Origin of the sequence: Streptomyces sp. WG5 (assembly GCF_049974565.1) — a bacterium.
Classification (GTDB): domain Bacteria; phylum Actinomycetota; class Actinomycetes; order Streptomycetales; family Streptomycetaceae; genus Streptomyces.
On record NZ_JBNGGC010000011.1, the window covers coordinates 213,181 to 239,943 of the forward strand.

Below are 26,763 nucleotides of genomic sequence, written 5' to 3' on the forward strand. Positions count from 1 at the left end.
TGGTTGCGTCGACGAGGGCACGACAAGAAAGGGGAAGGTCAAGAGGAAGTAAAAATGTTCGGCTTGCTGACCTCGGTTCACCTACATGAACGTCCTGGCGGGTGTCCCGAGGCCGCCTACTTCAGCTCGTCCGGGCAGGGCGTGCCGCGCTTCAGCCCGTACGGCGACGCCAGCCGGTACGTGCCCGCCTCGGGGGCGATCAGCGTCGTCCACGTGTCGCCCTCGGCGGTCTCCTCCGTCTCCATCAGGCAGCCGTTGACGTTGTCGTACGTCTTCGGCGTGCCCTCCGAGCTGTTCTCGGAGGCCTCCGTCTCCTGCGGCGGTTCCAGCTTCTTGCCCTCGGCGTCGACGAGGCTCAGCCACGGCGAGTACGGCATCCGGATCAGGATGCGGCCGGGCTGCTTCACGTCGATCGTCCACTCGTCCTGCTCGGCCCGCTGGACGACCGCGTGGGGCTCCGCCAGCGGCGTCGGGTCGATCACCTCGAACAGCTGCCAGTTGGCGTCCCCCCACACCTGCTTCAGGTACGGCAGACCCCGCTGCAGCAGCTCCCGCTCGCGTTTGCCGCCGTCGCCGTCCGGTTCCCCCTTGGGCAGCACCACGTAGTGCACGGCCCAGCGCTTCAGCCACTCGTGGTAGTTCGCCGAGTTGAGCGTGTCGTCGTAGAAGAGCGGGTTGCGCTCCATGTCGGCCTGGCGGGTCCAGCCGCGGGCCAGGTTCACGTAGGGCGCGAGCGCCGAAGCCTCCCGGTGGGAGCGCGCGGGTACCGCCTCCACCCGGCCCTTCTCCGCACCGACCTCCTGCAACTCGTTGACGAGCGGCGCCAGCTCCCGCGCCCAGGAGGCGGTCGGCTGGGTGTGGACGATGTCGTCGGCCGATTTGAAACCGATCCAGCCGACGAAACCGACGAAGGAGACCACGAGCGCGTACCACTTGCGCGTTCTCGGCACCGTGAACGGCAGCGCCGCCACCAGCGCCACCCCGGCGAAGAGCATCGCGAGGCGCGTGATGTTGGACCCGATCTGCGAGCTGATCAGCCACACCAGCAGCACGGACAGGCCGTAGACCGCCGACGTGATCCGAACGGTCGTCCAGGTGCGCGGCACGAACGCGTACACCAGGCCCGCGTACACGATCGGCAGCACCGCCGAGCCGAAGCCCATCGGCTGCGTGCCGGAGAAGGGGAACAGCACCGCCGACAGCGCGACCACCGCCGCCGGGGCGAGCCCCAGCGACCAGGCGCCCGGGCGGCGCTTCTGCAGGAACAGGGCCACCGCCACCAGGCCCACGAACAGGCCCGCGACCGGCGACGACATGGTGGCCAACGCGGCCAGCGGCGCCGCGCACAGCCCCTTGGCCCAGCGCTCGTACCGCCAGCGGTACGGCCAGCAGAACACCGCGGCGACCGCGCCGAGACCGAACATCATGCCCAGCCCGAACGTCACCCGCCCCGACGCCGCGTTGCCCAGCAGCCCGAACAGGCCCGCCAGCGACGCCCACAACGGGTTGCGGACCACCCGGCTGCGGATCAGGATCATCGTCAGCAGCCCGGCCGACAGCGTCCCCGCGATCATCATCGTCGTCCGCACGCCGAGCGCCGACATCAGGTACGGCGAGACCACGCTGTACGACACCGGGTGCATGCCGCCGTACCAGGCGAGGTTGTACGCCGAGTCCGGGTGCCGGCCGACGAACTCCGCCCACGCGTCCTGGGCCGCGAGATCGCCACCACTGTTCGCGAACGTGAAGAACCAGGCGATGTGGAGCACCCCGGCCAGTGCGGTCACCGACAGCACGGGATGGCGCAGCATGCGCTCGCGCAGGGCCAGGAAGGCGGCCTTCATCGCGGACGGCTCCTCCGGTCCCGCACCGCGGGGTCCGGCGCGCTCCGTACCGGTACGGTCCGGCTCACGGTCGCCGTCCACCGGGCCGTGACCGGCGCCGCCGCTCTTCCCGTCGTCCTTGCGGGGAGCGGGTAGGTGTGGTCGAGGGCCGGCTCCCGAGCCCGGATCGGCGTCGTCGGCGCGTGTCGGCTCCGTAGTGGCCACCTGAAGGCACTCCCCGTGTCCCGTCTTCTGCTTACGGCCGTGTCCCGTTCCCGCGACCGGCGACCTGCCCCGTTTCGTGACGCTAGCACGCACCCCCGCACCGTGGCTTCCTCGCCTCGGCGCCCCTCCGGGCCCCCTCCGGGCCCCTTCCGGGCCTTCCGTGACCTTCCGGGACGCGAACGTCCCCGCGGCCGGGGGGGCCGCGGGGACGGGAGGGCCGGTCCGGCCCGGGCGGGTCAGCCCAGGCGGGTCAGCTTGTCCATGAGGGCGGGCTCCACGAGGTCCTCCTGCAGGGCGACCGGCACCTGCACCGCGCCGGCGGCTCCGCCGTCGCCCACCGTGAGCGTGCCGACCTTCGTGCCGGCCGCGGCCGTGTGCGGCACCTCGTCCGCCGTGAACGTCAGCTTCACCGTCAGCCCCGCCCAGCCGACGGCCGTGACGTCCTTCGTGGCGACGACCGGCGTCCGGCCGCCGAGGCCGTCGTCGACGTACCCGACCACGGAGCCCTTCTTCAGGATCGTCGACGACTCCAGCGTGTCCTGCGCGGCCCGGATCAGCTTGTCGCTGGAGGCCAGCGCGGCACCCAGGATGGTGTTGTCCTTGCCGCCGGCCGGCTGGCGCACCACGGCACCGATGATGGTCCGGGTCTCGCCGCCGATCTCCTTCTTCGCCGCGAAGACGAGGTTGCCGAGCGCGGAGGTGGTGGTGCCGGTCTTGATGCCGACGACGTTGTTGGAGCCCACCAGCTGGTTCCAGTTGGGGTGGTTCTCGCCCTTGTAGTCGTCGTACGACATCTTCGCGGCGACCTCGCGGAACGCGGGCGACTTCATCGCCTCCTTGGCCAGCTTCACCTGGTCCACGGCCGTGCTCACCGTCGTGTCGTTCAGACCCGACGGGTCGGTGTACGTCGTGTTCGTCATGCCGAGGTCCTTCGCGGCGGCGTTCATCTTCGCCACGAACGCCTCCTCGGACCCCGCGTCCCAGCGGGCGAGCAGCCGCGCCACGTTGTTCGCGGACGCGATCAGGATGGCCTCCAGCGCCTCGCGCTCGGAGATCGAGTCGCCCGCGTAGACCTGGACGGTCGACTCGTCCCCCGCGTCCGACTGGTCCTCGGCGGCCTGGTCGATCGGGATCTTCGGCCCCTCGACGCCGCTTCCCAGCGGGTGGTCGCGCAGCACGACGTACGCGGTCATCACCTTGGCGACACTCGCGATCGGCACGGGCTTCTGCTCGCCGGACGAGCCGAACGTGCCGATGCCCTGCACGTCGAGCGCGGCCTGCCCGCTGGACGGCCACGGGATCTCGGGCTTGCCGCCCTCGAAGGTAAAGCTGTCCTGCGCCGTGAGGTCGAGGGTCGGCGTCGGCAGCGCACGCATGGACTGCACGACACCGAGGACGATCACCAGCAGGACGACCAGCGGGGTCCAGATCTTGACCCGGCGCACCGTCGCCCGCAGCGGGGTCTCCGGGGGCGGCGGGGTGTTCGTCAGCTCCGCCAGCAGATCCAGCGGCGGCTTCGGCGGCAGCGGCTGCTGCCTGGTCAGCTCGGGCCCGGCCTGCGGTACGGCGGCGGTGGCGCCGGTACGGGGCGCCTGCGGCGCCTTGGGGGCGGCCTGGGAGGCCTCGGACGCCTTGGACGGGGGCTGCGGGGGCTTGCGCGTCGCCGGGTCGTCCGGGTGCCGGAGGGCGACGAACTTGCTGGTCCGCTCGGAGTCGGTCTCGGCACCCCCGCCGGTCTTCGCGGGCGCGGTCTTCCTGGGCGCGGATGCGGCGTCGCCCAGCTTCAGCATGGTCGTCGGCTGGTCGACGGCGGGCGCGGAGGGCCGCGGGGTCGTGAAGACGGCGGTGGGCTGATCGACGGGGTGCTCGTCGTCAACGCCGCCGGCGCCGTCATCGCCGTCGTCCTCGGAGGGGCCCGGCTCGGCCCCGGCAGGGGCGCCGCCGTCCTCGCGCTGCTCCGTGCCCTGCGGCGTGCCGGCACGGCCGCCGGTCCCGCCGTCGGCGGGCTGCTCGGTGTCCGCGGGCGCGTCGGGCGCGCCCGGGGCCGTCCCGGAAGCCGTGCCGGCGTCCGCGGCGGTGGCGCCGCGCCCGTCCTTGGGCGCTTCCGAGTCCCGCCGGCTCTCCGCCGCGGCCCCCGGGCCCGGCGTGCCCGCGGCGCTCGCCCCGGCCTCCACCGGGTCCTCCGGGTCCTCCGAGACCTCAGCGTCTCCCGAGTCCTCAGCGTCTCCCGGATCCCCCGTGTCCCCGAGCCGCGCGTTCGCGGCGGCCCGCTCGTCCGCGGTCACCACCCAGGCGGCGACGGCGTCCCGCAGCCGACCGTCGGTCGGAGCGGCGGGCTCGGCGTCGTCGTCCCCGGCGGAGTTCACCCGGCCGGCGGCCTCGTCCTCGGTCTCTGTCCCGTCCTCGGCGGGGCTTCCCGGTCCGGCGGCCGCCTCCGCCTCCGTCTCGCGCACCGAGAGCACCCGGGTCGCCGTGTCGACGCTCCCGCGGGCCCCGGCGGACCCCGTGGACGCCGAGGACTTCGCGTCCTCCCGTGCCACTGCCAGCCGCGGATCACGCGTCTCGCTCGCCTCGGTCCTGGCTTCGGGAACCGGGCCCACGCTCCCCGACGTCGGTTCTTCCGACGACTCGCACTGCTTCGAACTGTCGGGGGACTCGCCCGCCACCGATGCCTCCTCCACGCGCCGCGCACGTTCTGTGTGCGCTACCGAACCATGTACCAGTGTCCTGTGTACGGGTAGAACCCACGCGGTAGACGAGAACGACATACCTACTGGTTCCACTACGAAGCGGTCACGCACCCTCGACAGACCAATGTGAGAGGGGTCACCCTGTCTGTCATCCACGCGGGGAGGCATGGATGGGCAGGAGCCGCAGAACACTTCCGGAGGAGCTTCTGCTGCTGGCGTTGGACCCGACCACGGGTACCACCGCACAGCCGCAGTCGCTCGACCTCGGTCTGGCCGGAGCACAGCTGGTGGAGCTGGCGCTGGCCGGACGGATAGCCCCAGACGGGGATCGTATCGCCGTGGTGGCACCACGGCCGACAGGAGATCCAACACTGGACTGCGCGTTGGAGTTGCTGCGAAGGCGTGGCGCTCCGGTACGGGCGGTCAACTGGATCGGCGGGCCCCGCCTGGGGCTGCGCCAGACCTACCTCTCGCATCTGGAGCGATGCGGCATGGTGCATGCCGTGGAGGGCCAGATGTGCGGGGTGCTGCCGACAACTCGCTACCAGGCGACGGAAACGGCGATCAGCAGGGAGATCAAGGCCCGGCTGGACTCGGCGATCCGCACCGGCGTACCGCCGGACCCGCGGACCGCGGCGCTCGCCGCGCTGGCCCACGCGGTCGGTCTCGGCAAGCACCTCTACCCGGGCAACGAAGGACGCTCGTCACGGTCCCGCCTGCGGGACCTCATCAGGCACGACCCCATGGGCGGACTGGTGGCGCACGCCGTGATGGACGTCCAGAACGGCGTTGCGGCCCAGCCGCGCCGCAGCCCGGCCCCGGCCGGCCGCCAGGCCGCGGGACCGGGAGCCAGGCCCGCCCCGGAACCCGCCCGCGGTGTTCCGGCGCAACCGCGCCACGGATCCATGGCGCGTGCGGTGGCCCATTGAGCCGCACCGCACCGCAGTAACGCACCGCCGCACCACCAGTCCCCTTGTACCCGGTTACGGGAGCCGCGGGTTCGCGCGGGGTGGCGGGGCCGACCGTACGTCCGGCGCGCCCGGACGTACGGAAGGCTCCCGCCGCCCCGCGCGGCCATGTGTGCGGGTGGCACCCCGAACTGGCGTGTACGCGGCGCATATCGACCGTTTCCCAGCGGTAGAAAGCACCTTGGTGGCAGTCTGCTCAGCAGCAGATACGCAAAGTGGCAGTCATGAGTCACGCAGCCGGAGGTGCACGTCCCGTGGCGTCCAATGTCAATCCCACCGTCAGGCGGCGCCGGCTGGGCCAGGAGCTGCGCCGGCTCCGTGAGCTCAAGGGCATGACGGCCGAGGAAGTGGCGGAGCGGCTGCTGGTCTCGCAGTCGAAGATCAGCCGCCTGGAGAACGGCCGGCGCAGCATCAGCCAGCGTGACGTCCGCGACCTGTGCGGGGTGTACGAGGTCGAGGACCAGCGGGTCGTCGATTCGCTGATGCAGATGGCGAAGGACTCGCGCCAGCAGGGCTGGTGGCACGCGTTCGGGGACATCCCCTACAGCGTCTACATCGGTCTGGAGACCGACGCGGAGTCGCTGCGGACGTACGAACCCCAGATCATCACCGGCCTGTTGCAGACCCGGCCGTACGCCGAGGCGCTCATCCAGGGCGCCCTGCCCGAGACGTCGGTCGCGGACATCGAGAAACGGGTCCAGGTCCGCATACGGCGCCAGGAACGCATCTGCGCCGACAACAACCCGCTGCGGCTGTGGGTGGTCCTCGACGAGGCCAGCCTGCGCCGGGTGGTGGGCGGCAAGCAGGTGATGCGGGAACAGCTGGAGCACGTCGCCGAGATGTCGCAGCTGCCGCACATCACCGTGCAGGTGCTGCCGTTCGACGTCGGGGCGCACCCCGGTATCAACGGTCAGTACTCGATCCTGGAGTTCGCCGACGCGGCCGACTCCAGCGTCGTGTACATCGAGGGCGTGACCAGCGACCTGTACCTGGAGAAGGCGCAGGACGTGCAGAAGTACACGGTGATGTACGAGCACCTGCGAGCCCAGGCGCTGAACGTGGAACAGTCGCGGCAGCGCATCGAGGATGTGGCCAAGGACTACGCCCGCTGACAAGGCGGCGGGATGTTACACCCCGATAGGTGGTATGGGAAGTGTCGTCTGGATATGCCATCCGGTCGGGTGAATGGCTGCTCCGATCGGCGAGGTCAGCGAGTAGCGTCGATCACGCCAAAGATCACGTGTCATTGGCGTAAACCGCGCTGCGGCCCAGCGGGCGCGCGGCACGGCGACAGTACTCAGCAACTCGCCATCGGAGCAGACATGGCAATTCTTCAGGGCGCCACGGAATCATGGACCAAGTCCTCCTACTCCGGAGGAAACGGTGCGTGCGTCGAGGTCCGGTCACCGCTCGTGGCGGCACTCGCCGTACGCGACTCGAAGGTCACCGAGGGCCCGGTCCTGGCGTTCCCCGCCGACGCGTGGAACGCCTTCGTGACCTCGGTCAAGAAGTAACGACTCCGCGCGCCGTCCGCCGGCACCGCCGACGGAGCCCTCTCGACCAGCTCGCCGACCTTGCCGAGAGGGCTCTGTTCAGTACTGACCGTCCGTCACCCGGCCTCGCCCCCGCCTCAGCGCACGGGGAAGGCGATGTCACACACCGGGTCCTCGGGGCCCGCCGCGTCCCAGTCGGCGAAGTACACCTCACGGCACGGACCCGCCACCGTCAGGCCCTGAGCGGCGATCCACTCCTCCACCGCCTCGAAGGCCGCCAGGATCTGCGGATGGGCCACCTGCGCCTTGGCGATCCGGGTGCAGGCCAGCCGCCGGGCCGGCTCCACCCGCACCCGCGTCTGCCAGGCCCGCCCCCGCTCCTCGCACCACGCCCGGGCCGCCGCCTCGTCGGCGACCGGCACGCACGACTCCGCCGGGCCGTCGCTCTCCATCGACACCTCGGCGTGGTACACGACGAACGGCGCCGCCGTCACACCCCCGCAGTCCCGGGCCGCCTCCTCCAGCCGGGTCAGCGATCCACCGATCCACGCCGGCAGCTCGTCCGCCAGCGTGTGCCGGGTCTCGCTGATCACCACCCGCTCGGGCACGTCCACCGTCTCGACCACGAATGTCCCGTACATCTCGGAACTCCTCCCCGAAAGACGTCCACGGAGGTAGTCGACGAGCGTCCGCTGCCCGGCCACCCGGGCCTCCACTCCCGCCCAGTAGGCGTCGAGCAGAACGGCGGCCCCGGGGCCGTCCGCCCGCACCACCTCCGCGACCTCCGCGAGCGGCATGTCCAGCTGGCGCAGCAGGGCCACGAGCCGGGCGCGTTCGATCCGGCGGGTGCGGTAGTAGCGGTAACCGGTGGCCTCGTCCACATGGTCGGGCACCAGCAGGCCCATACGGTCGTAAAGCCTGAGTGCCTTGGCCGACAGCCGGGCCCGCGCGGCGAACGCCCCGATGGCCAGCAACTCGTCGTCGCGTGCATCGTCCACGTCGTCATCCTCCGTCACCGGGCGGCCTCTCCGCCCGGCAACGAGGACGCTCGGGCCTGCCCCAGGGGCAAGGTCAACCAGCCGGCCCGGACCCGTGCGATCAGTCCGCCAGCCGCTCCTCCACGGCCGCCACGACCTCGGCCGACTCCGGCTCGGTCTGCGGCGAGAACCTCGCGGCGACCTTGCCGTCCCGCCCGATCAGGAACTTCTCGAAGTTCCAGCGAATGTCCCCGCTGTGCCCGCCGGCATCGGCGAAGCCGGTCAGCCGGTCGTACAGCGGATGCCGGCCCTCCCCGTTGACCTCCGCCTTCTCGGTCATCGGGAAGGTGACGCCGTACGTCGCCGAGCAGAACTCGGCGATCTCGTCGGCGCTGCCCGGCTCCTGGCCCATGAACTGGTTGCAGGGCACGCCGAGCACGGTGAAGCCCCGCTCCGCGTACCGCTCGTGCAGCCGCTCCAGACCGGCGTACTGCGGGGTGAGCCCGCACTTGGAGGCCACGTTGACCACCAGCACGACCCGGCCCGCGTACTGGGCGAGGTCGGCGGACCCGCCCTGGAGGGCGCCGATCTCGACGTCGAGGGGGAGGCCGTCGTGGTGCTGCGCGTTCTTTTCGGAGGTCGTCATGAGCGGATGCTAGCCCCGCGCCGGACCACGACGGCCCTGCCCCGCCCACCCGCTCCGGCGCCCACCCGCTCCGACCGCGTCTCCGCCCGGCCGTGTCCCCTCCCGGCCATGTCATCCCCCGCGTTCGCCCGCCTCGACGAGCACCTCCCCGGCCGCCGTCCGCGAGTAGAGCACCGACCGGCCCGCCCGCCGCCGCTCCACCAGCCCCGCGTCCAGCAGCACCCGCAGATGCCGTCCGACCGAACCGAGGCCCTGCCCGGTCACCCCGACCAGCTGACTGGTGCTCATCGGGGAGCCGAGCAGCACCAGCACACCCGCCCGGGCCGGCCCGAGCAGCGCGCCCAGGGCCGCGGGCACGACCCGTGCGCCGCCGTCCGCGAGGACACCGGCACACGGGTAGACCACCGCGTACCGCTCCGCCTCCTCCCACGACACCCAGCCGTGCCGCTGCGGGGTGATCGGTACGAGGACCAGCTCCGCCCCGGAGAGCTCGCGCGGCGGATACGCGTTCAGGTTGACCTGGAGCCGGCTGTCACCGAGCCAGCGCGTGCCCGGCCGCAGGGTGTCCAGCGCGGCCGCCCAGCCTCCCCGGCTCACCTGTGCGATCCGTGCGACGACATCGGCCTCCAGGACACGGCGGCGCCGGTCCCAGTCCGGCCGTACGGCCTCGTCCCAGACGTACTCCAGCAGCGCGGCGGCGCGTTCGGGCAGGTCGTCGCGGTGCAGGGCGGCGGGGAGCGGACCGGCGAGGGAGACGCGGAGATCCGCCCTGGCCTCGTCGGGGTGGGCCGCCCGTACCCGGGCGACGCCCTCCTCGAAGGTCTCGCCCTCGCGCGGGGCGGGGGTGAGGAAGTCGGCGATCCACTCCCGGCCGATCCCCGAGCGGACGAGCAGCGCGGTCACCGGATCGCCCGCCAGCCGACGCCGGTAGGCGGGCAGGTGGGCGTCCCGCCAGGCCCGTTCGCCCGGATGCCCGGCCACGCCGGAGTGCAGCAGCTTCAGACAGGCGAAGGTCTCGGCGAGCGGCGAGAGGACGAAACGGCTGCGGGCGAGCGTGTCGGCGTTGATCTGCCACCAGCCCATACCACCCCGCCCCCCTCGGCGCTCCCCCACCTTTCGCGTCCACGCGAAACAATAACGGCGGGTCTCCGGGCCGCCGCAGACTCCCCGCATGCCAGACACGAGCCGCAGAAGCTACGCGGACCTCTTCCGCACCCCCGAGTTCAGTCCTCTCTTCCTCTCCTCCTCGGCGGGCATCGCCGCCCAGACGGTGAGCGGACTGGCGCTCGGCACACTGGTGTTCCGGGCGACCGACTCGCCGCTGCTGTCCGCGGTGAGCATGTTCGGCCCCTCGCTGGCACAGGTGCTGGGCGCCACGCTCTTCCTCTCCGGCGCCGACCGGCTGGCCCCGCGCGCGACGCTGGCGGGCCTCTCGCTCGCCTTCGCCGCCGCCACCGCGGCCCTCGCGCTGCCCGGCCTGCCGGTCTGGGCGATGCTCGCCATCGTCCTCGCCGAGGGGCTGATCGCCTCGCTCGGCGGCGGAGTCCGCTGGGGCCTGCTGAACGAGATCTGCTCCCAGGGCGGCGAGAACGGGTACCTGACGGGGCGTTCGCTCTTCACCATGATGAGCGGCGTCATGCAGATCTCCGGATACGCGGCCGGCGGCGTCCTGGTGACCCTGCTGTCACCGCGCCTGTGCCTGCTGCTCGCGGCCGTCCTGTACGGCACCGCGGCGGGCCTCGCCCTCCGGCTGACCCCCCGCCCGCCACGCGCCACCGGCCGCCCCTCCGTGGCCGCCACCTGGCGCACCAACGCCCGGCTGTGGTCCTCCGCGCCACGTCGGCACGTCTATCTCGCGCTGTGGATCCCCAACGGCCTCGTCGTCGGCTGCGAATCGCTGTACGTCTCCTACGACCCCCGCGCCGCGGGCACGCTGTTCTCCTGCGCCGCGCTGGGCATGCTGGCCGGGGACGTGGCGGTCGGCCGCCTGCTGCCGGCCAGGCTGCGCCCGCGCCTCGGCATCCCGCTGCTGGTGCTGCTGGCCGCCCCGTACCTCGTCCTCTTCCTGCGCCCGCCGCTGCCGCTGACGGCCGTACTCGTCGGCCTGGCCTCCGTCGGCTTCGGCGCGAGCCTGGTGCAGCAGGAGCGCCTGGTCGCCCTGACCCCCGGCGAACTCTCCGGGCACGCCCTCGGGCTGCACTCCGCCGGGATGCTCACGATGCAGGGGGTCGCCGCCGCACTGGCGGGCACGGTGGCCCAGTTCAGCTCCCCGGCGACGGCGATGACCGTGATGGCGGCCGGATCGCTCGCGGTGACGCTCACGCTGACGGTGGCGAGCCGACGGGACGCGGCCGACGGAGGCCTGCTGCCGAGGCGGGTGGCAGGGGCGGTGTGATCTCGCGGACCGGACTGCACCGGACCGGACTGCACTGGACCGGAGGCACCGGACCGGACTGCACCGGACTGCACCGGACCGGAGGAACCGGACCGGCCCGGACGGGACCGGACTCTCGGCCTCGATTGGGTTAAGGACTGCTCCGGAACCCCTGCGTGAGCAAACCCTTGCATAGTCTAAGAGACTGGGGGAGGGGCGCCTGAGAACAGGGAGAAGGCGACTCCTGAGCGCTGCGACACCGGAGTAGTCATGACCGCGAAGAAGCCGCCGGCCAGTTCCAGGACGCTGTCCTGGATGCCTGTGGCGGCCATGGTCGTGGTCGCCGTCGTGGACATCACGGCCGGTCCGGGGGTGGGGCTCCTGCCCCTGGTGTCGCTGGGCCCGGCCTTCGCCGGCCTGGTCGGCGGCTGGCGGCGCACGGCCGTGATCGGACTGGTCGCGCTGCTGCTCTGCGTCGGCCTCGGCCTGTACAACGGGCTCTTCGACCGCCCCCGCGGCTACACCGCCATGGCCTCCGTGACCGGGGTGACCGGCGTCGGCATCGCGGCGGCCGTGATGCGCACGCGCCGGGAGGCGGAGCTGGCCAGCGTGCGGTCGATCGCGGAAGCGGCCCAGCGGGTTCTGCTGCGCCCGGTGCCCCTGACCGCGGGCCCGCTGCACGCGGCCGTCTCGTACACCTCGGCGCTCGCCGAGGCACGGATCGGCGGGGACCTGTACGAGGTGGTGGCCTCCCCGCACGGCGTCCGGGTGATCGTGGGCGACGTGCAGGGCAAGGGCCTGGCCGCGGTGGAGACCGCGGCCAGGGTCCTCGGCGCCTTCCGGGAGGCGGCCTACGACGAGAAGGACCTGGTCGGGCTCGGGGAGCGGCTGGAACGCAGCGTCGCCCGCGAGCTGGAGGACGAGAAGTTCGTGACCGCGATCCTCGCCGAGATCGGCCACGACCACCGGGTCGTCCTCCTCAACTACGGCCACCCGGCCCCGATGATCGTCCACCGCGACGGCACCGCCGACTTCCCGGAGCCGCCGGCCTACGCCCTCCCGCTGGGGCTGGCCGCGCACGGCGCCCCCGGCCCGGAGCCGTACCCGGTTCCCTTCACCCCCGGCGACCAGCTGCTCCTCTACACCGACGGTGTCACGGAGGCCCGGGACGAGAAGGGCGGCTTCTACCCGCTCGCCGAACGCGCCCACCTCCTGAAGGACCCCGACGTCCACCACGCCCTGGACGCCCTCCGCGAGGACCTGGTACGGCACGCGGCGGGGCCGCACCACGACGACGCGGCGATGCTGCTGCTGCGGTACCAGGGCCACGACGGAGAAGGGGCCGCCCCTCCGTGACGGCCCCGGAGGACGGCCCCCGGCCCGTCTCAGGCGCGGCGCGCCCCGGCGGACGCCATCCCGAGCCAGGTGTGCGGGTTGCCCTCCCAGCACCAGCCGAGCTTCGGGGCCTTCTGGCTGATCCAGATCGCCGGGACCCGGCGGTCACCGGAGCGTGAACCGCCCAGCGAGAAGCACTTGTTCTTGACCAGGATCTGCGGCGTGTGCGTCATCAGCGCGATGCCCTCCTCGATGGTGAGCAGACTCCGGCCCCGCCCGGCGACGGCGGCCATCGCGTCGCTGGGGACGACTCCGCAGAACTCCTCCCCGCGCTCGACGTCGAAGAGCAGGTGGACACCGTCCCGGCCGGGCGGCCCGGCCTCCTCGGTGGCGACGAACCGCTCCAGGGAACCGGGTTCGAAGGTGCGGTCGACGAACCCGGGCAGCCGGCCGCCGTGCAGGGTGGTCAGCGGCATGGTCTGCTCGACGGGGGCGAGTGCGCGGGTGACGACCAGGACGAAGGGCACCCGGCCCGTACCGGCGGGGTCGTACTCCTGGCCCGGGTCACCCGTGTGGGCCACGGCCTCGGCGCGCAGCGGCGCCACCAGCTCGGCGAACTGCTCCGGAGTGCGCCCGGAGAACGCCGGGTAGCCGAGCGCGGTGAGCGTGCGGACCTGCCGGTCGAACTCGGCGGCGGCGTCGAAGGCGGCAGCGTCGAAGTCGGGGGTGCCGGAGGCCGGGGCGCCGGAGGAAGCGAGGTGCGTCTGGTCGGTCACGCGAGGTTCTCCTTCGTGGCGATGGTCTCGATGTCGGCCGGGCTGCCCGACATGATCGTCCGGGCGTGGCGGGTGACCAGCCCGACCGGCCAGTCCCACCACGCGGCCCGCTGGAGCCGCGCGATGTCCTCGGCGTCGTACCGGACGCGGATGGGCCGGGCCGGATTGCCGCCGACGATCGTGTACGGCGCAACGTCCGAGGTGACCACCGACCCCGCGGCGACGATCGCCCCGTCCCCGATGCGCACGCCGGGCATGACGGTGGCGCCGTAGCCGAACCACACGTCGTTGCCGACGACCGTGTCGCCGCGGCTGGGCATGCCGGTGACGAGGTCGAGGGTGGCCTCGGCCCAGGCGCCGCCGAACATGGTGAACGGGAACGTCGACACACCCATGGCCGGGTGCTCGGCCCCGGCCATCAGGAAGCGGGTGCCGGAGGCGATCGCGCAGTACTTGCCGATGACCAGCTTCTCCGGACCGTAGGCGTAGAGCACGTTGCGGGTCTCGAAGGCGGTGGCGTCGTCGGGATCGTCGTAGTAGGTGAAGTCGCCGACCTGGATGCGTTCGTCGGTGACGAGCGGCCTCAGGAGGACGACCCGCGGATGCTGGGCGAGCGGGTGGAGGACGCCGGGGTCGGGAGTGGCACCGGGGGCGGTCACGCGGGGACCTCGATTCTGGCCAGGGAGCCGGTTTCCAGGGCGCACCACAGGGCGCCGCCGTGCTGGGTGATGCCGTGCGGTGCGCTGTCGGAGCGGGAGAGCGCGTACGAGGTGACGCGGCCGTCGACGGTGATCCGGCCGACCCGCCCACCACCCCACTCGGTGAACCACAGCGCCCCGTCGGGCCCCGCGGCGATGCCGGCGCCGTCACCGGTGCCGTTCCCCTCGATTAATTCATTCATCGGAGGGAACTTTACGCACGAGCGATACTGACTGTCAACGCAAAAATACATCAGGGGTAAGATTCCCTCATGGATCCGAACACACCGACGGAGCTGGGTCTCCGTGAGACCAAGAAGCGCGAGACGCGGCAGCTGATCTCCGACCGGGCGACCAGGCTCTTCATCGAGCGGGGCTTCGAGCGCACGACCATCGCCGAGATCGCCGACGCCGCCCGCGTCGCCAAGAAGACGGTGACGAACTACTTCCCGCACAAGGAAGACCTGGCCCTCGACCACCAGGACGAGTTCGTCGCCGCCCTGGCCGGCACGGTCGCCGCGCGCGAGCCGGGCGAGACCCCGCTGACGGCCCTGCGCACCGCCTTCCTGGCGGCCGTGGAGGCCCAGGACCCCGTCGCGGGCTTCGCCGGCCCGGCCTTCACCCGCATGATCGCCGACAGTCCCACCCTCACCGCCTGCCTGCGCGGCCTCCACGACCGGAGGGAGGACGCGCTGGCCGCGGTCCTGGCCGGATCGACGGCCACCCCACCCGACGACATCACGCCCCGCACGGCCGCGGCCCTGCTGGGCGGAGTCCACCGCGTCCTCTTCACCCGCATCCAGGAACTGACGCTGGCCGGGCACACGAACCCGGAGATCGCGGAGGTCCTGACACGGGAGGCACCGCGCGCCTTCGACCTGCTGACACCGGCCCTCGCGGAGTACGGGCGGGCCTAGCGGGTGCGCGTTCGGATCTTGCCGGGGTCGCGGGGTCGCGGGGTCCGGCACGTGCTCCCGCACTGCCCGAAGGGCGTGGGCGGTGCCCCCAGCGGCGTCACCGCCGGCCGCCAGGGCTCCGCCCGGTCGCCCGCCCCCGCCTCGCAGTGCACGCACCGGACCCCGCTCGGGCCGTCGCAGGGCACCGTTGCCCGGGGCCGGCCCGATCCGAACGGCACCCCCTGTCTAGAACCCGGTCCAGGGCCGGAGCTTCTCGGGGTTCCGCACTCCCCAGATGCGCGTGATCCGGTCACCGGTGACGTCGAACGACATCACCGCCACGGTGGCATCCTCCAGCCGCAGCACCAGACCGGGCCGGCCGTTGACCGTACGCTCCAGCAGCACCAGGCCGGGTGCCCGCTCGGCGAGCTCGACGAGGTGGCGCGCGACCCGCTCGCCGCCTTCGACCGGGGCGAGCGCCGCCCTGACGCGGCCGCCGCCGTCGCTGATCGCCGAGACCCCGGGGTCGAGGAGGCCGATGAGGGCGTCGATGTCCTTGGCGTCCCAGGCCCGCCGGAAGTCCCGGACGACACGGGCGCGCTGGGCGGCCGGAGTCGCCGGAGCCCGCGACGCGCGCAGGCGGCGGCGGGCCGAGGTGGCCAGCTGCCGGCATGCCGCCGGCGTACGGCCGACGATCTCCGCCACCTCGGCGAAGGGGTAACGGAACACGTCGTGAAGGACGAACGCGACACGTTCGGCGGGGGTCATCGAGTCGAGCACGACGAGGAAGGCCATGGTGATCGACTCGTCGAGGGTGACGTGGTCGGCCGGGTCGGCGGCCCGGCCGCCAGGCCGCCCGTCGGCCCACTCCGCGGCGTCCGGCAGCGGCTCCGGGATCCACTCGCCCACGTAGCGCTCGCGCCGGGCCCGGGCCGAGCCGAGCTGGTCGAGGCAGATGCGGCTCGCGACCTTCGCCAGCCAGCCGCCGGGGGCCTCGACGGCCTTCTGCTGCTGCGGTGACATGGCGTACCAGCGGGTGTACGTCTCCTGCACGACGTCCTCGGCGTCGGTCAGCGAGCCGAGCAGCCGGTACGCGAGATTGATCAGCCGGCGTCGTTCGCTCGTGATCGCGCCCAGGCCCGGATCGAGCGGTCCGTCTCCTGGCTCCGACTGGGTCTTCATGGTGTTGCCGCTCCCTTGGCCGCGTCCGCCGTCACCAGTACGACGAGACAGCCCTCCGAAACGTGAGGCGGGGGCGCCACCTCACAATCCGCGGGGCCGCCTCGTCGTACTGCCAAGACCAGCACGGTCCCGCTCACCCCGTCGCCACGGGGTGGGAACGGCTACGCGGCACAAAGGGGAGATCAGATCACCATGGACGCCCGTCTCGACTTCTTCGCCCACCCGGGCTCGGCCACGTTCCTGAAGCACATCGTCTCGGCGGGCAAGGCGCTCGCGGCCTCGGCGCTGCCGCCGGCGACACGGGAACTGGTACTGCTCCGCGTCAGCCAGATCAACGGCTGCGGCTTCTGCGTCGACATGCACACCAAGGACGCCGTGCACGCCGGGGAGACCCGGCAGCGCGTCGACCTGGTGGCCGTATGGCGGGAGGCCACGGTGTACACCGACGCCGAGCGCGCCGCCCTGGAGCTGGCCGAGCAGGGCACCCGCATCGCCGACGCCGCCGGCGGCGTCCCCGACGAGGTCTGGGCGAACGCGGCCAAGCACTACGACGAGGACCAGCTCGCCGCCCTGGTGTCGGTCATCGCCCTGATCAACGCGCTCAACCGGCTGAACGTCATCGTCCAGCGGCCCGCGGGCGACTACCGGCCCGGCCGGTTCGCGTGACCGGCGCCCCCGTACGCCCCGAACCGGCGCACGACGACAGGAGGGACCGAGCATGGCAGCCACCACCAGCCTCAGCGACCTGACCGGCGACTACGTCCTCGACACCGCCCGCACCCGCATCGGGTTCGTCGCCCGGCACACGCTGGCCACCAGGGTGCGCGGGCGGTTCGACGAGTTCGAGGGCGGTGCGCGACTGGACGGCGATCACCCGTCGAGGTCCGGCGTACGGCTCCTGATCCGGGCGAGCAGCATCCGGACCGGCAACCCGCGGCGCGACGACATGCTGCGCGGCACGTTCCTGGCCACCGAACACCACCCGGCCATCACCTTCGCCTCGACCGCGGTGGAGCAGGTCGGCCAGACCCACTACAAGGTCACCGGCGACCTGGGCATCCGCGGCGTGACCGCCCCGGTCACCGTGGACATCGAGGTGACCGGCGACGACAGCGATCCGCAGGGCAACCTCCGGGTCGCCCTCAAGGGCGGCGCCACCATCGACCGCACCGACTGGGGCGTGAACTGGAACGCCGCGACCGGTGCCCTGGTCAGCCCGAAGGTGGTGCTGGAGTTCGACCTCAGCGTGGTCCGGCGACAGCCCTGACCCGGGCGGGTCCGGGGACGTTACCGGCGTACCGGCGTACAAGCTGTCACTCGGATGGACCGAAATCTGTCATGGCTGCTGTAGACATGCGGCAGAGATCGGTTTAGCGTGTCTGTTGTAGCCAGGAAGTCAGTGAGGCGTGGCAGACACGAACTGCCCGCATGCAGGACAGAGGTTGTGCACGGCGGTGGAGTGGCGGGGCCGGAGCAGGTACCGGGGTCCCCTCGCTGGCCGCCGGGCGGGTGGCCTTGTCAGGGCCGTCGGCAGTACGCAGTTCCGCAGTACCAGCAGTACCAAGAGGTTCAGCAGAAGGAAGAGAGAAGGAGGCGGACGCCATCAGGATCGCCCGGGCGAGAACGGTCCGCCCGGGTACCGCAGGCCCCGGAACGGAAGGTGGTCACACGGTCACGCATCCGCGATCCCCGCACTCTCCGCCCCCCGTCGGGGGCCGGTGCGGAAACAGAAGGCCGGCATCGCATTAGCCGGTCGGTGGTGTTACAAATCCCTCGGGGCCTTGGTGCCGTACGGCACCAAGGCCCCTCGACGCGTTCCGTAATCAGAGGTGCAGATGACCGCAGACACACCGCTCGACCGAATCGACGACGACGACTACCCCGCGTACACCATGGGGCGGGCAGCGGAGATGCTCGGCACCACGCCGGCCTTCCTGCGGGCGCTCGGTGAAGCCCGGCTGATCACGCCCCTGCGCTCCGAGGGCGGCCACCGCCGCTACTCCCGCTATCAGCTGCGTATCGCCGCCCGGGCCCGCGAGATGGTCGACCAGGGCACCTCCATCGAGGCCGCGTGCCGCATCATCATCCTGGAGGACCAGCTCGAAGAGGCCAAGCGCATCAACGACGAACTGCGACGCGGTGGCGTCGGGTCCAGTCACCAGGCGGGCGCCTGACGCGTACGCGGACGGCAGTCCGGCGAGACGGGTGCCGGCGGCGGCCGCGGACCGGGGCGGTCCCGGGGGATCCCCCTGGGGGAGCGCCGCCCGGACGGGCGGGCGCATAGAATCCGGTCTCATGCCGAAGCCTGACGAGCTGATCGTTGACATTGTCGCCCTTGTGGAGTCCGGGCAGAGCAGTCAGATGTCCCTGACCGTGGTCACCGGTGGTGCTGTCATCACCGGTCGCCTGGCTCCCGAAGCCGTGTGGAGGCAGCGGGTGGCGGAGGTGCTGACGGACTCCGCCAGCCTGGGCGAGTTCGCCGCTGTCTTCGACACCTCCGTGAAGAGGGCCGGACCACCCACACATCTGCACTTCCACGTCGCCCGGATCCTGCAGGGCACGGTGGGGATCCCGGAGACGGGCGGGATGTACCGCGTCGCGATCGAGGACGTCAGCGCCTGGACCGTGGGTGACTTCAGCTACTCCGACCACTGACCGGCCGCTGTCCGGCGCGCGCGAAGGGGGCCGGGGCCCGACGGCGGTGACGCGGCTCAGCGGGAGAGCGCGAGGACGCCCAGGGCGTTGCCGTGTTCGTCGACCACGGGCAGCGCCCCGAGCCGGCGGTGCCGCATCGCGTGCTCGGCCTCGGCCAGAGTGGTCAGCGGCGAGGCGGAGGGCCCGCAGCCGTCGGTGACGTCGCGCAGACGGACCCGGTCCGTGTATCCGGCGCCGTCCCGCACAGCGGCGAGCCGGGCCCGGGTGACCAGGCCGGAGTACCGGCCGTCCTCGTCGCAGACGACGAGGTGACCCGTGCGGGCGGCGGCCATGACGGACAGCGCCACCTCGACGGTCATGTCGTCCCAGACCTGGGGCCCGGCGGCGTCCATGGCATCGGCAACCGTCCTGTGCGCGGGGTGGGTGCTCGCTGAGCGGGGATGCGTCTGGACCAGCGTCAAGAGGTGCCTCCTGCGGAGATGGGTGAGCTTCCTGATCAGGGCGGTTACCGGTTTCCGGGTGCCGTTCCTCCTGGTGGCGCCGCCGTCGTCGTTCGAGGTGCGGGCGAAACGGCCGTGCACCGAATATTCCTCGATACGGCACGGATCAAGGAATTCCGCGGCAGGGGCAGCACGGGGAACGAGAGCCGGGAATTGCGGGAAACAGGCCGAACGGAATGCGAAGCGACCGCGCGCTGTGGTGCAGGCCGAGAGGGAATGCATCGGCGCAGAATGCCCGGACGGGAATCCGCTCCTAGTCCCCGAGGATTCCCCCAGTCCTGAGGTTTCCCCATTCACCCATTCACCGATTCACCGATTCCCCGGTTCCTGGATTCCCTGATTCCCCGCAGTCGTCCCGCGGGTGCGAACACCGCGGGAAACCGGATGCAGCTGGGGCCCGCACCCCGAAGGATGCGGGCCCCAGCTGCGAAGTGCGCGTCAGGCGTCAGGCGAGGACGATGTTCTCGGCCGTCGGACCCTTCTGGCCCTGCGCGATGTCGAAGCTCACCTTCTGACCCTCGAGCAGCTCACGGAAGCCCTGGGCGGCGATGTTCGAGTAGTGGGCGAACACGTCGGCGCCGCCACCGTCCTGCTCGATGAAGCCGAATCCCTTTTCAGCGTTGAACCACTTCACGGTGCCAGTAGCCATGTCTTGTCTCCTTCGGGGCAGTGATCGGCATCCGCACTGCACGGACGCCGCGTCGCCGCGATGATCACCCCGCACGGAAAGACCGGCGCCAAAAGCACTTCCCGTGACACGGAGGCCGTCTGGGAAGAACATGGAATGTGGGAACCACAACTGCAACTTGTATCGACAGTAGCACGTCATGGCCGCCTGTGTGCGGTGACTAATTCCGCTCTGTTCAGGGCTGTAAGGAAACTGTCCGCACGTTCCGCCAAACTCTCCCCTCACGGGTACAGATATGATGCCGTCCAGACCCTGCTGGTCCGAAAATCCCCGTGCTTGCCCGTGCTTGCCCGTGCTCGCCCGTGCGCGGAATACGCACTGCCCCTTTCCAGCGGTGTGCCCCGCTCCGCGTTGCCACCCACGACACCGGACGAAGAGCCGACCGGCGCGGCCGACCGGCGCGGCCGACCGGATCGGGCACAGGATGTCGGGCCGGGGGAAGGGCCTCCTTCCTAGCGTGGTGAGCACGAAGAGGAAGGAGACCGGGAGTGCTGGAGCGTCTCAACCAGACCCTGGAGTACATCGAGCACCGTCTCGACCAGCAGGTCGACGTGACCGAGGCGGCACGCATCGCGGCCACCTCGGAATACCACCTGCGTCGGATGTTCTCCGCGCTCGCGGGCATGCCGCTGTCGGAGTACGTACGGCGTCGCCGGCTCACCGTCGCGGGTGCCGAGGTGCTCTCGGGGCGGCGGTCCCTGCTGGAGATCGCGGTGCGCTACGGATACGGCTCGGGCGAGGCGTTCGCCCGGGCGTTCCGTGCCATGCACGGTATCGGTCCGGGCGAGGCCCGGCGCACCGGCGCCGCGCTCGTCTCCCAACCCCGGTTGGCCTTCCGCCTCACCGTCGAAGGGAACAGCAGCATGCGCTACCGCGTAGTGGACAGGCCGGACTTCAACGTCGTCGGCCTCAAGGCCCGGGTGCCACTGGTGCACACGGGACCGAACCGGGCGATCGTCGACTTCGTCCGCGGGATCAGCCCGCAGACGCTGGAAGACCTGGAGGAACTCTCGGACCAGGAGCCGCAGGGCATCGTCGCGGCCTGCGACGGCCTCGACCCGAGCCGAGCCGAAGGCACCGAACTCGACTACTACCACGGGGTGATCACGTCAGCGGCCGCCCCGGAGGGCACCACGGCGCTGACCGTCCCGGCCGGCACCTGGGCGGTCTTCACCACCTCCGGGCCGGCGCCGCAGGCCATCCAGGAGCTGTGGCGGGACGTGTTCACCCAGTGGTTCCCGTCCAACCCGTACCGCAGCCGCCCCGGCCCCGAGATCCTGCGCACCCGCCTGTCCCCGGACGGCGCCGGAGCCGATGCCGAGCTGTGGCTCCCGGTGGAGCGGGACCAGAGCTGACCACGGCGTCGACCCCGTCGGCGTGAGTCCGTGCGTGACCGAGCGCTCCGGACGGCCGGAGAAGGCCGCCCGGAGTACTCGGCGGGGGCCGGGCCCGGGGGGGGGCCCCCCCCGCCCGCCCCCCCCCCCCCCCGGCGCCACGTTTCTGCTGAGGCGTCGTGCCTCAGGCCTCCTCGTGGGACGCCACGGCGCGACGCGCGTCCGCGTCCAGGACACCCCAGCTGATCAGCTGCTCGGTGAGGACCGAGGGGGACTGGTCGTAGATGACGGCGAGCGTGCGCAGGTCGTCCTGGCGGATCGAGAGCACCTTGCCGTTGTAGTCACCGCGCTGCGACTGGATCGTGGCCGCGTAACGCTGCAGCGGGCCCGCCTTCTCGGCCGGCACCGTGGCCAGCTGCTCCAGGTCCAGGACCAGCTTCGGCGGCGGCTCGGCGGCACCGCCCGGGGTGGTGCCCGGCAGCAGCTCCTGCACGGGAACGCCGTAGAAATCCGCCAGCTCGGCGAGGCGCTGCACGGTCACGGCACGGTCGCCGCGCTCGTACGAACCGACCACGACGGCCTTCCAGCGGCCCTGGGACTTCTCCTCGACACCGTGGAGGGAAAGGCCCTGCTGGGTGCGGATGGCCCGGAGCTTGGCCCCGAGCTGTTTGGCGTATTCGCTGGACATATGGCTCCCCGGACAAGGTGTCGACGCGGCCTGCTGTGTTGCGTGCCGCGCGGCTGGTAACTCACTGTGAGGTTACGCAGCGTTACTCTCCTGCGTCAAGCCGAATGGTCCGCACCGGCTCTTCCGTGGTATCCGCCCTCCGTTACTCCGAGCGGGTGACGCGGACGCGGCACAAGGGTGACGGGGGAGTGTTCGGGGTGCCGTCGGAGGTGCTCTTGTGAGCCTGATACCGTAGGTGGCGCATATTCGACGTCCTTTAACGTCCGTCCCGTGAGGCGGAGAAGGAGGTCCGTTTTCTATGGACAAGCGGCAGAAGCATCAGCAGGACGTGCGGCAGAACGCACGAGAGACCACCCCGCGGGACGCGCAGTCCGAAGCGCGGCCCGTTCTCGAAGGGCCCGACATCGCACGGGTCCTGACCCGTATCGCCCACGAGATCGTCGAACGCGCCAAGGGTGCCGACGACGTGGTGCTCCTCGGCATTCCCACCAGGGGTGTCTTCCTCGCCCGGCGGCTCGCCGAAAAGCTCGAGCAGATCACCGAGCGCACGATGCCGGTCGGCTCGCTCGACATCACCATGTACCGCGACGACCTGCGCATGCACCCGCCGCGTGCGCTGGCCCGCACCGAGATCCCCGGTGACGGCATCGACGGCCGGCTGGTCGTCCTGGTCGACGACGTGCTCTTCTCCGGCCGCACCATCCGGGCCGCGCTCGACGCGCTGAACGACATCGGCCGCCCGCGCGCGGTGCAGCTCGCGGTCCTCGTCGACCGCGGTCACCGCGAACTGCCCATCCGCGCCGACTACGTCGGCAAGAACCTCCCCACGTCGCTGCGGGAGACGGTCAAGGTCCAGCTCGCCGAGGAGGACGGTCGCGACACCGTGCTGCTCGGCGCGAAGCCGGCCGCCCCGGGCGCCCACCACTAGCACCTCGCGAACGCGTACAGCCGTGCCGTACGCCCGCCCGGTGTGCCCACGCGCGCGCCCGGCCGCCCGAATTATCCCGTTCTTCCGCATGAATCGCCTTACGGAGCCTGACAGATGCAGCGTCATCTCATCTCGGCCGCCGACCTCACCCGCGACGACGCCGTCCTGATCCTCGACACCGCCGAGGAGATGGCCCGGGTCGCCGACCGGCCGATCAAGAAACTGCCCACCCTGCGCGGCCGTACCGTCGTCAACCTCTTCTTCGAGGACTCGACGAGGACCCGGATCTCCTTCGAGGCCGCCGAGAAGCGTCTGTCCGCGGACGTCATCAACTTCACCGCCAAGGGTTCGAGCGTCTCCAAGGGCGAGTCCCTGAAGGACACCGCCCAGACCCTGGAGGCCATGGGCGTCGACGCGGTCGTCATCCGGCACGGCGCCTCCGGCGCGCCGTACCGCCTGGCCACCTCCGGCTGGATCGACGCCCACGTCATCAACGCCGGCGACGGCACCCACCAGCACCCCACCCAGGCCCTGCTGGACGCCTTCACCATGCGCCGCCGTCTGGTCGGCCGCGACACCGGCCTCGGCAGGGATCTCGGCGGCCGGCGCATCACGCTCGTCGGTGACATCCTGCACAGCCGGGTCGCCCGCTCCAACGTCGACCTGCTGCACACCCTCGGCGCCGAGGTCACCCTCGTGGCGCCGCCCACCCTGCTGCCGGTCGGTGTCGAGACCTGGCCCTGCGATGTCTCCTACGACCTCGACTCGACGCTGACCAAGTCCGACGCGGTGATGCTGCTGCGCGTGCAGCGCGAGCGCATGAACGCCGCTTTCTTCCCGACCGAGCGCGAGTACTCCCGACGCTACGGCCTCGACGGCGACCGCATGGCCAAGATGCCCGACCACGCCGTCGTGATGCACCCCGGCCCGATGGTCCGCGGCATGGAGATCACCGCGGAGGTCGCCGACTCCGACCGCTGCACCGCCGTCGAGCAGGTCACCAACGGCGTCTCCATCCGCATGGCCGTCCTGTACCTGCTGCTCGGCGGCAACGAACCCGCCGCGACCCACGCCCGCACCCCCGAGGAGAAGTAAGACAGATGAGCAAGACCCTGATCCGCGGTGCGAAGGTGCTCGGCGGCGAGCCGCAGGACGTGCTGATCGACGGCACGACGATCGCTCAGGTCGGCACCGGCCTGTCCGCCGAGGGCGCCGAGGTGGTCGAGGCAGCCGGCAAGGTGCTGCTGCCCGGCCTGGTCGACCTCCACACCCACCTGCGCGAGCCCGGCCGCGAGGACTCCGAGACCGTGCTGACCGGCACCCGCGCGGCGGCGAGCGGCGGCTACACGAACGTCTTCGCCATGGCCAACACGTTCCCGGTCGCCGACACCGCCGGCGTCGTCGAGCAGGTCTGGCGGCTCGGCCAGGAGTCCGGCTACTGCGACGTGCAGCCCATCGGCGCCGTCACCGTCGGCCTGGAGGGCGCCAAGCTCGCCGAGCTGGGCGCCATGCACGAGTCCGCAGCCGGCGTCACCGTCTTCTCCGACGACGGCAAGTGCGTCCACGACGCCGTGATCATGCGCCGCGCCCTGGAGTACGTGAAGGCCTTCGGCGGCGTCGTCGCCCAGCACGCCCAGGAGCCCCGGCTCACCGAGGGCGCCCAGATGAACGAGGGCGTCGTCTCCGCCGAGCTGGGCCTCGGCGGCTGGCCCGCCGTCGCCGAGGAGTCGGTCATCGCCCGGGACGTGCTGCTCGCCGAGCACGTCGGCTCCCGCGTCCACATCTGCCACCTGTCGACCGCGGGCAGCGTCGAGATCGTCCGCTGGGCCAAGTCCCGTGGCATCGACGTCACCGCCGAGGTCACCCCGCACCACCTGCTCCTCACCGACGAGCTGGTCCGGTCGTACAACCCGGTCTACAAGGTCAACCCGCCGCTGCGCACCGAGCGCGACGTGATGGCCCTGCGCGAGGCGCTCGCCGACGGCACGATCGACATCGTCGCCACCGACCACGCCCCGCACCCGCACGAGGACAAGGACTGCGAGTGGGCCGCCGCCGCCATGGGCATGGTGGGCCTGGAGACCGCGCTGTCGGTGGTCCAGGAGACCATGGTGGACACGGGCCTGCTGGACTGGGCCGGCGTCGCCGACCGGATGTCCGTCAAGCCCGCGCAGATCGGACAGGCCACCGGCCACGGCCGCCCCGTCTCGGCTGGTGAGCCCGCCAACCTCACCCTCGTCGACACGGAATACCGTGGTCAGGTGGACCCCGCGGGCTTCGCCTCGCGCAGCCGCAACACCCCCTACGAGGGGCGTGAGCTGCCGGGCCGTGTGACGCACACGTGGCTGCGGGGCAAGGCCACGCTCGTCGACGGGAAGCTCACGTGACATCTGTAGCACCGGTAATCCTGCTGGCCGCCGAGAAGGAATCGGCGGAAGTGACCGACTGGGCCGCCCGCATCGGCTGGGTCGTCGGCCTCGGCCTGTTCGTCGCGCTCGTCTACTGGCTGATGCGCGAGGGCTGGAAGTGGCGCAGCACCCTCCAGGGCGACCTGCCCGAGCTGCCCACCGCGCCGGAACAGCCGGGCCCGGCCAGACTGACGATGAGCGGCCGCTACCACGGCTCCACCAGCGCCGGGCAGTGGCTGGACCGCATCGTGGCGCACGGTCTGGGCACCCGCAGCCGGGTCGGGCTGACCCTGACGGACGCGGGACTGGACGTCGTACGCCCCGGCGCGAACGACTTCTTCGTCCCCGTCACCGCGCTGCGCGAGGCCCGGCTCGACAAGGGCATCGCCGGCAAGGTGCTCACCGAGGGCGGCCTCCTGGTCGTCACCTGGGAGCACGGCGGCAAGCTGATCGACTCCGGCTTCCGCTCCGACCACGCGGCCGAGCACAACGAGTGGGTCGAAACACTGAACGACATGATCAAGAAGACGGAAACGGAAGGCGCACGATGACGACCTCCACCCGGGGAGCTGTGAAAACTCCCGCCGTACTCGTCCTGGAGGACGGCCGGATCTTCCGCGGCCGTGCCTACGGGGCCGTGGGGGCCACGTTCGGCGAAGCCGTGTTCTCCACCGGCATGACCGGCTACCAGGAGACCCTCACCGACCCGTCGTACCACCGCCAGGTGGTCGTGATGACCGCCCCGCACGTGGGCAACACCGGCGTCAACGACGAGGACATGGAGTCCAAGAAGATCTGGGTCTCCGGCTACGTCGTCCGCGACCCCGCACGCGTGCCCTCCAACTGGCGCTCCCGCCGCACGCTGGATGACGAACTGGCCGCCCAGGGCGTGGTCGGCATCTCCGGCATCGACACCCGCGCCCTCACCCGCCACCTGCGCGAGCGCGGCGCCATGCGCGTCGGCATCTTCAGCGGCGACACCATCCAGGACGACGCCGCGCTGCTGGCCCGCGTCCAGGAAGCCCCCGAGATGACCGGCGCCGACCTCTCCGCCGAGGTCGCCACCAAGGAGGCGTACGTCGTTCCGGCGATCGGTGAGAGGAAGTTCACCGTCGCCGCGGTCGATCTGGGTATCAAGGGCATGACGCCGCACCGGATGGCGGAGCGCGGTATCGAGGTGCACGTGCTGCCGGCGACGGCGACCGTGGAGGATGTGTACGCGGTCGAGCCGGACGGTGTGTTCTTCTCCAACGGCCCGGGCGACCCGGCCACCGCGGACCACCCGGTTTCCGTGATGCGGGGCGTTCTGGAGCGCGGTACCCCGTTGTTCGGGATCTGCTTCGGGAACCAGATCCTGGGCCGTGCGCTGGGCTTCGGGACCTTCAAGCTGAAGTACGGGCACCGGGGTATCAACCAGCCGGTGCAGGACCGTACGACCGGCAAGGTGGAGGTCACCGCGCACAATCACGGGTTCGCGGT

General features: G+C 71.6%; 27 protein-coding genes and 1 pseudogene. 16 read left to right on the top strand and 12 right to left on the bottom strand.

From position 1 onward, the window contains the following. Nucleotides 1–116 precede the first annotated feature (116 nt). Together ACP4IX_RS14290 and ACP4IX_RS14295 are read right to left on the bottom strand one after the other, a co-directional pair. Complete coding sequence (locus ACP4IX_RS14290; protein WP_426555678.1) at nt 117–2,048, bottom strand: MFS transporter; 1,932 nt, start codon at nt 2,046–2,048, stop codon at nt 117–119. Between the two features lie 236 nt (nt 2,049–2,284). Continuing rightward, on the bottom strand, nt 2,285–4,714 hold the full coding sequence (locus ACP4IX_RS14295; RefSeq protein WP_426555679.1) for a D-alanyl-D-alanine carboxypeptidase: 2,430 nt from the start codon (nt 4,712–4,714) through the stop codon (nt 2,285–2,287). A gap of 194 nt (nt 4,715–4,908) precedes the next feature. Here ACP4IX_RS14295 and ACP4IX_RS14300 point away from each other — a divergent pair, with 194 nt between their 5' ends. The 3 genes from ACP4IX_RS14300 (at nt 4,909) to ACP4IX_RS14310 (ending at nt 7,220) form a co-directional block, all read left to right on the top strand. After that, nucleotides 4,909–5,667, top strand: a complete 759-nt coding sequence (locus ACP4IX_RS14300) for a GOLPH3/VPS74 family protein (protein WP_426520382.1) — start codon at nt 4,909–4,911, stop codon at nt 5,665–5,667. A gap of 293 nt (nt 5,668–5,960) precedes the next feature. Beyond that, nucleotides 5,961–6,818 carry a helix-turn-helix domain-containing protein gene (locus ACP4IX_RS14305; protein ID WP_426555680.1) on the top strand — a complete coding sequence of 286 codons (858 nt, stop codon included), beginning with the start codon at nt 5,961–5,963 and terminating at the stop codon, nt 6,816–6,818. 210 nt (nt 6,819–7,028) lie between these two features. Then, the gene (locus ACP4IX_RS14310; RefSeq protein ID WP_398133892.1) at nt 7,029–7,220 is read left to right on the top strand and encodes a DUF397 domain-containing protein; all 192 of its coding nucleotides are present in this window, start codon (nt 7,029–7,031) and stop codon (nt 7,218–7,220) included. 116 nt (nt 7,221–7,336) lie between these two features. Here ACP4IX_RS14310 and ACP4IX_RS14315 read toward each other — a convergent pair whose 3' ends face one another. From ACP4IX_RS14315 to ACP4IX_RS14325, 3 genes are all read right to left on the bottom strand, one after another. Further along, the gene (locus ACP4IX_RS14315; RefSeq protein WP_426555681.1) at nt 7,337–8,197 is read right to left on the bottom strand and encodes a MerR family transcriptional regulator; all 861 of its coding nucleotides are present in this window, start codon (nt 8,195–8,197) and stop codon (nt 7,337–7,339) included. A 100-nt stretch (nt 8,198–8,297) separates the two neighbouring features. Further along, entirely contained in the window at nt 8,298–8,822 is a 525-nt protein-coding gene (locus ACP4IX_RS14320) for a glutathione peroxidase (RefSeq protein ID WP_426520375.1), read from the bottom strand. Between the two features lie 111 nt (nt 8,823–8,933). Further along, on the bottom strand, nt 8,934–9,905 hold the full coding sequence (locus tag ACP4IX_RS14325) for an ArsR/SmtB family transcription factor (RefSeq protein WP_426555683.1): 972 nt from the start codon (nt 9,903–9,905) through the stop codon (nt 8,934–8,936). 88 nt (nt 9,906–9,993) lie between these two features. On the opposite strand from ACP4IX_RS14325, the gene ACP4IX_RS14330 reads away from it, so the two are divergent. Beyond that, nucleotides 9,994–11,217 (top strand): MFS transporter, encoded by a 1,224-nt coding sequence (locus ACP4IX_RS14330; protein ID WP_426555684.1) that lies wholly within the window; start codon nt 9,994–9,996, stop codon nt 11,215–11,217. Nucleotides 11,218–11,466: 249 nt separating this feature from the next. Next, nucleotides 11,467–12,552: a PP2C family protein-serine/threonine phosphatase gene (locus ACP4IX_RS14335; protein WP_426555686.1), complete on the top strand. Its 1,086-nt coding sequence runs from the start codon at nt 11,467–11,469 to the stop codon at nt 12,550–12,552. A 29-nt stretch (nt 12,553–12,581) separates the two neighbouring features. On the opposite strand, the gene ACP4IX_RS14340 is transcribed toward ACP4IX_RS14335, so the two are convergent. The 3 genes and pseudogenes from ACP4IX_RS14340 to ACP4IX_RS14350 form a co-directional block, all read right to left on the bottom strand. Further along, entirely contained in the window at nt 12,582–13,307 is a 726-nt protein-coding gene (locus ACP4IX_RS14340; RefSeq protein ID WP_426555687.1) for a DUF5701 family protein, read from the bottom strand. Next, complete coding sequence (locus ACP4IX_RS14345) at nt 13,304–13,966, bottom strand: CatB-related O-acetyltransferase (protein WP_426555688.1); 663 nt, start codon at nt 13,964–13,966, stop codon at nt 13,304–13,306. The genes ACP4IX_RS14340 and ACP4IX_RS14345 overlap by 4 nt, the downstream gene beginning before the upstream one ends. Next, nucleotides 13,963–14,163: pseudogene (locus ACP4IX_RS14350) on the bottom strand (virginiamycin B lyase family protein); the annotation flags it as partial. The pseudogene ACP4IX_RS14350 and the gene ACP4IX_RS14345, both read right to left, overlap by 4 nt. Nucleotides 14,164–14,277: 114 nt before the next feature. On the opposite strand from ACP4IX_RS14350, the gene ACP4IX_RS14355 reads away from it, so the two are divergent. Next, nucleotides 14,278–14,922, top strand: coding sequence for a TetR family transcriptional regulator (locus ACP4IX_RS14355; RefSeq protein ID WP_426520363.1), 645 nt, complete (start codon nt 14,278–14,280; stop codon nt 14,920–14,922). A gap of 225 nt (nt 14,923–15,147) precedes the next feature. Here the strand turns inward: ACP4IX_RS14355 and sigJ are convergent, their stop codons facing one another. Then, complete coding sequence (gene sigJ / locus ACP4IX_RS14360; RefSeq protein ID WP_426520361.1) at nt 15,148–16,083, bottom strand: RNA polymerase sigma factor SigJ; 936 nt, start codon at nt 16,081–16,083, stop codon at nt 15,148–15,150. 192 nt (nt 16,084–16,275) lie between these two features. Between sigJ and ACP4IX_RS14365 the strand changes: the two genes are divergently transcribed. From ACP4IX_RS14365 to ACP4IX_RS14380, 4 genes are all read left to right on the top strand, one after another. Further along, nucleotides 16,276–16,749: a carboxymuconolactone decarboxylase family protein gene (locus tag ACP4IX_RS14365; RefSeq protein ID WP_426520359.1), complete on the top strand. Its 474-nt coding sequence runs from the start codon at nt 16,276–16,278 to the stop codon at nt 16,747–16,749. 52 nt (nt 16,750–16,801) lie between these two features. Beyond that, nucleotides 16,802–17,350, top strand: a complete 549-nt coding sequence (locus ACP4IX_RS14370; RefSeq protein ID WP_426520357.1) for a YceI family protein — start codon at nt 16,802–16,804, stop codon at nt 17,348–17,350. Between the two features lie 568 nt (nt 17,351–17,918). After that, nucleotides 17,919–18,257: a MerR family transcriptional regulator gene (locus ACP4IX_RS14375; protein WP_426520355.1), complete on the top strand. Its 339-nt coding sequence runs from the start codon at nt 17,919–17,921 to the stop codon at nt 18,255–18,257. Nucleotides 18,258–18,378: 121 nt separating this feature from the next. Next, nucleotides 18,379–18,738 (top strand): hypothetical protein, encoded by a 360-nt coding sequence (locus ACP4IX_RS14380; protein WP_426520353.1) that lies wholly within the window; start codon nt 18,379–18,381, stop codon nt 18,736–18,738. Nucleotides 18,739–18,794: 56 nt separating this feature from the next. Here ACP4IX_RS14380 and ACP4IX_RS14385 read toward each other — a convergent pair whose 3' ends face one another. Together ACP4IX_RS14385 and ACP4IX_RS14390 are read right to left on the bottom strand one after the other, a co-directional pair. Next, nucleotides 18,795–19,199, bottom strand: a complete 405-nt coding sequence (locus ACP4IX_RS14385; RefSeq protein ID WP_426520351.1) for a CBS domain-containing protein — start codon at nt 19,197–19,199, stop codon at nt 18,795–18,797. 484 nt (nt 19,200–19,683) lie between these two features. Next, on the bottom strand, nt 19,684–19,887 hold the full coding sequence (locus ACP4IX_RS14390; RefSeq protein ID WP_030039020.1) for a cold-shock protein: 204 nt from the start codon (nt 19,885–19,887) through the stop codon (nt 19,684–19,686). Nucleotides 19,888–20,414: 527 nt separating this feature from the next. Here ACP4IX_RS14390 and ACP4IX_RS14395 point away from each other — a divergent pair. Next, entirely contained in the window at nt 20,415–21,281 is an 867-nt protein-coding gene (locus tag ACP4IX_RS14395; RefSeq protein ID WP_426520349.1) for an AraC family transcriptional regulator, read from the top strand. Between the two features lie 163 nt (nt 21,282–21,444). Here ACP4IX_RS14395 and bldD read toward each other — a convergent pair whose 3' ends face one another. Next, complete coding sequence (gene bldD / locus ACP4IX_RS14400) at nt 21,445–21,948, bottom strand: transcriptional regulator BldD (protein ID WP_426555689.1); 504 nt, start codon at nt 21,946–21,948, stop codon at nt 21,445–21,447. Nucleotides 21,949–22,246: 298 nt separating this feature from the next. Between bldD and pyrR the strand changes: the two genes are divergently transcribed. The 5 genes from pyrR to carA all read left to right on the top strand — a co-directional run. After that, entirely contained in the window at nt 22,247–22,876 is a 630-nt protein-coding gene (pyrR, locus tag ACP4IX_RS14405; protein ID WP_426526963.1) for a bifunctional pyr operon transcriptional regulator/uracil phosphoribosyltransferase PyrR, read from the top strand. Between the two features lie 114 nt (nt 22,877–22,990). Beyond that, nucleotides 22,991–23,971, top strand: coding sequence for an aspartate carbamoyltransferase catalytic subunit (locus ACP4IX_RS14410; protein ID WP_426526961.1), 981 nt, complete (start codon nt 22,991–22,993; stop codon nt 23,969–23,971). A gap of 5 nt (nt 23,972–23,976) precedes the next feature. After that, entirely contained in the window at nt 23,977–25,263 is a 1,287-nt protein-coding gene (locus ACP4IX_RS14415; RefSeq protein ID WP_426555690.1) for a dihydroorotase, read from the top strand. After that, nucleotides 25,260–25,835 (top strand): hypothetical protein, encoded by a 576-nt coding sequence (locus tag ACP4IX_RS14420; RefSeq protein WP_426526957.1) that lies wholly within the window; start codon nt 25,260–25,262, stop codon nt 25,833–25,835. Before ACP4IX_RS14415 ends, ACP4IX_RS14420 begins: the two co-directional genes overlap by 4 nt. Next, a partial coding sequence (gene carA, locus ACP4IX_RS14425; protein ID WP_426555691.1) for a glutamine-hydrolyzing carbamoyl-phosphate synthase small subunit occupies nt 25,832–26,763 on the top strand: 932 nt, incomplete at its 3' end. The genes ACP4IX_RS14420 and carA, both read left to right, overlap by 4 nt.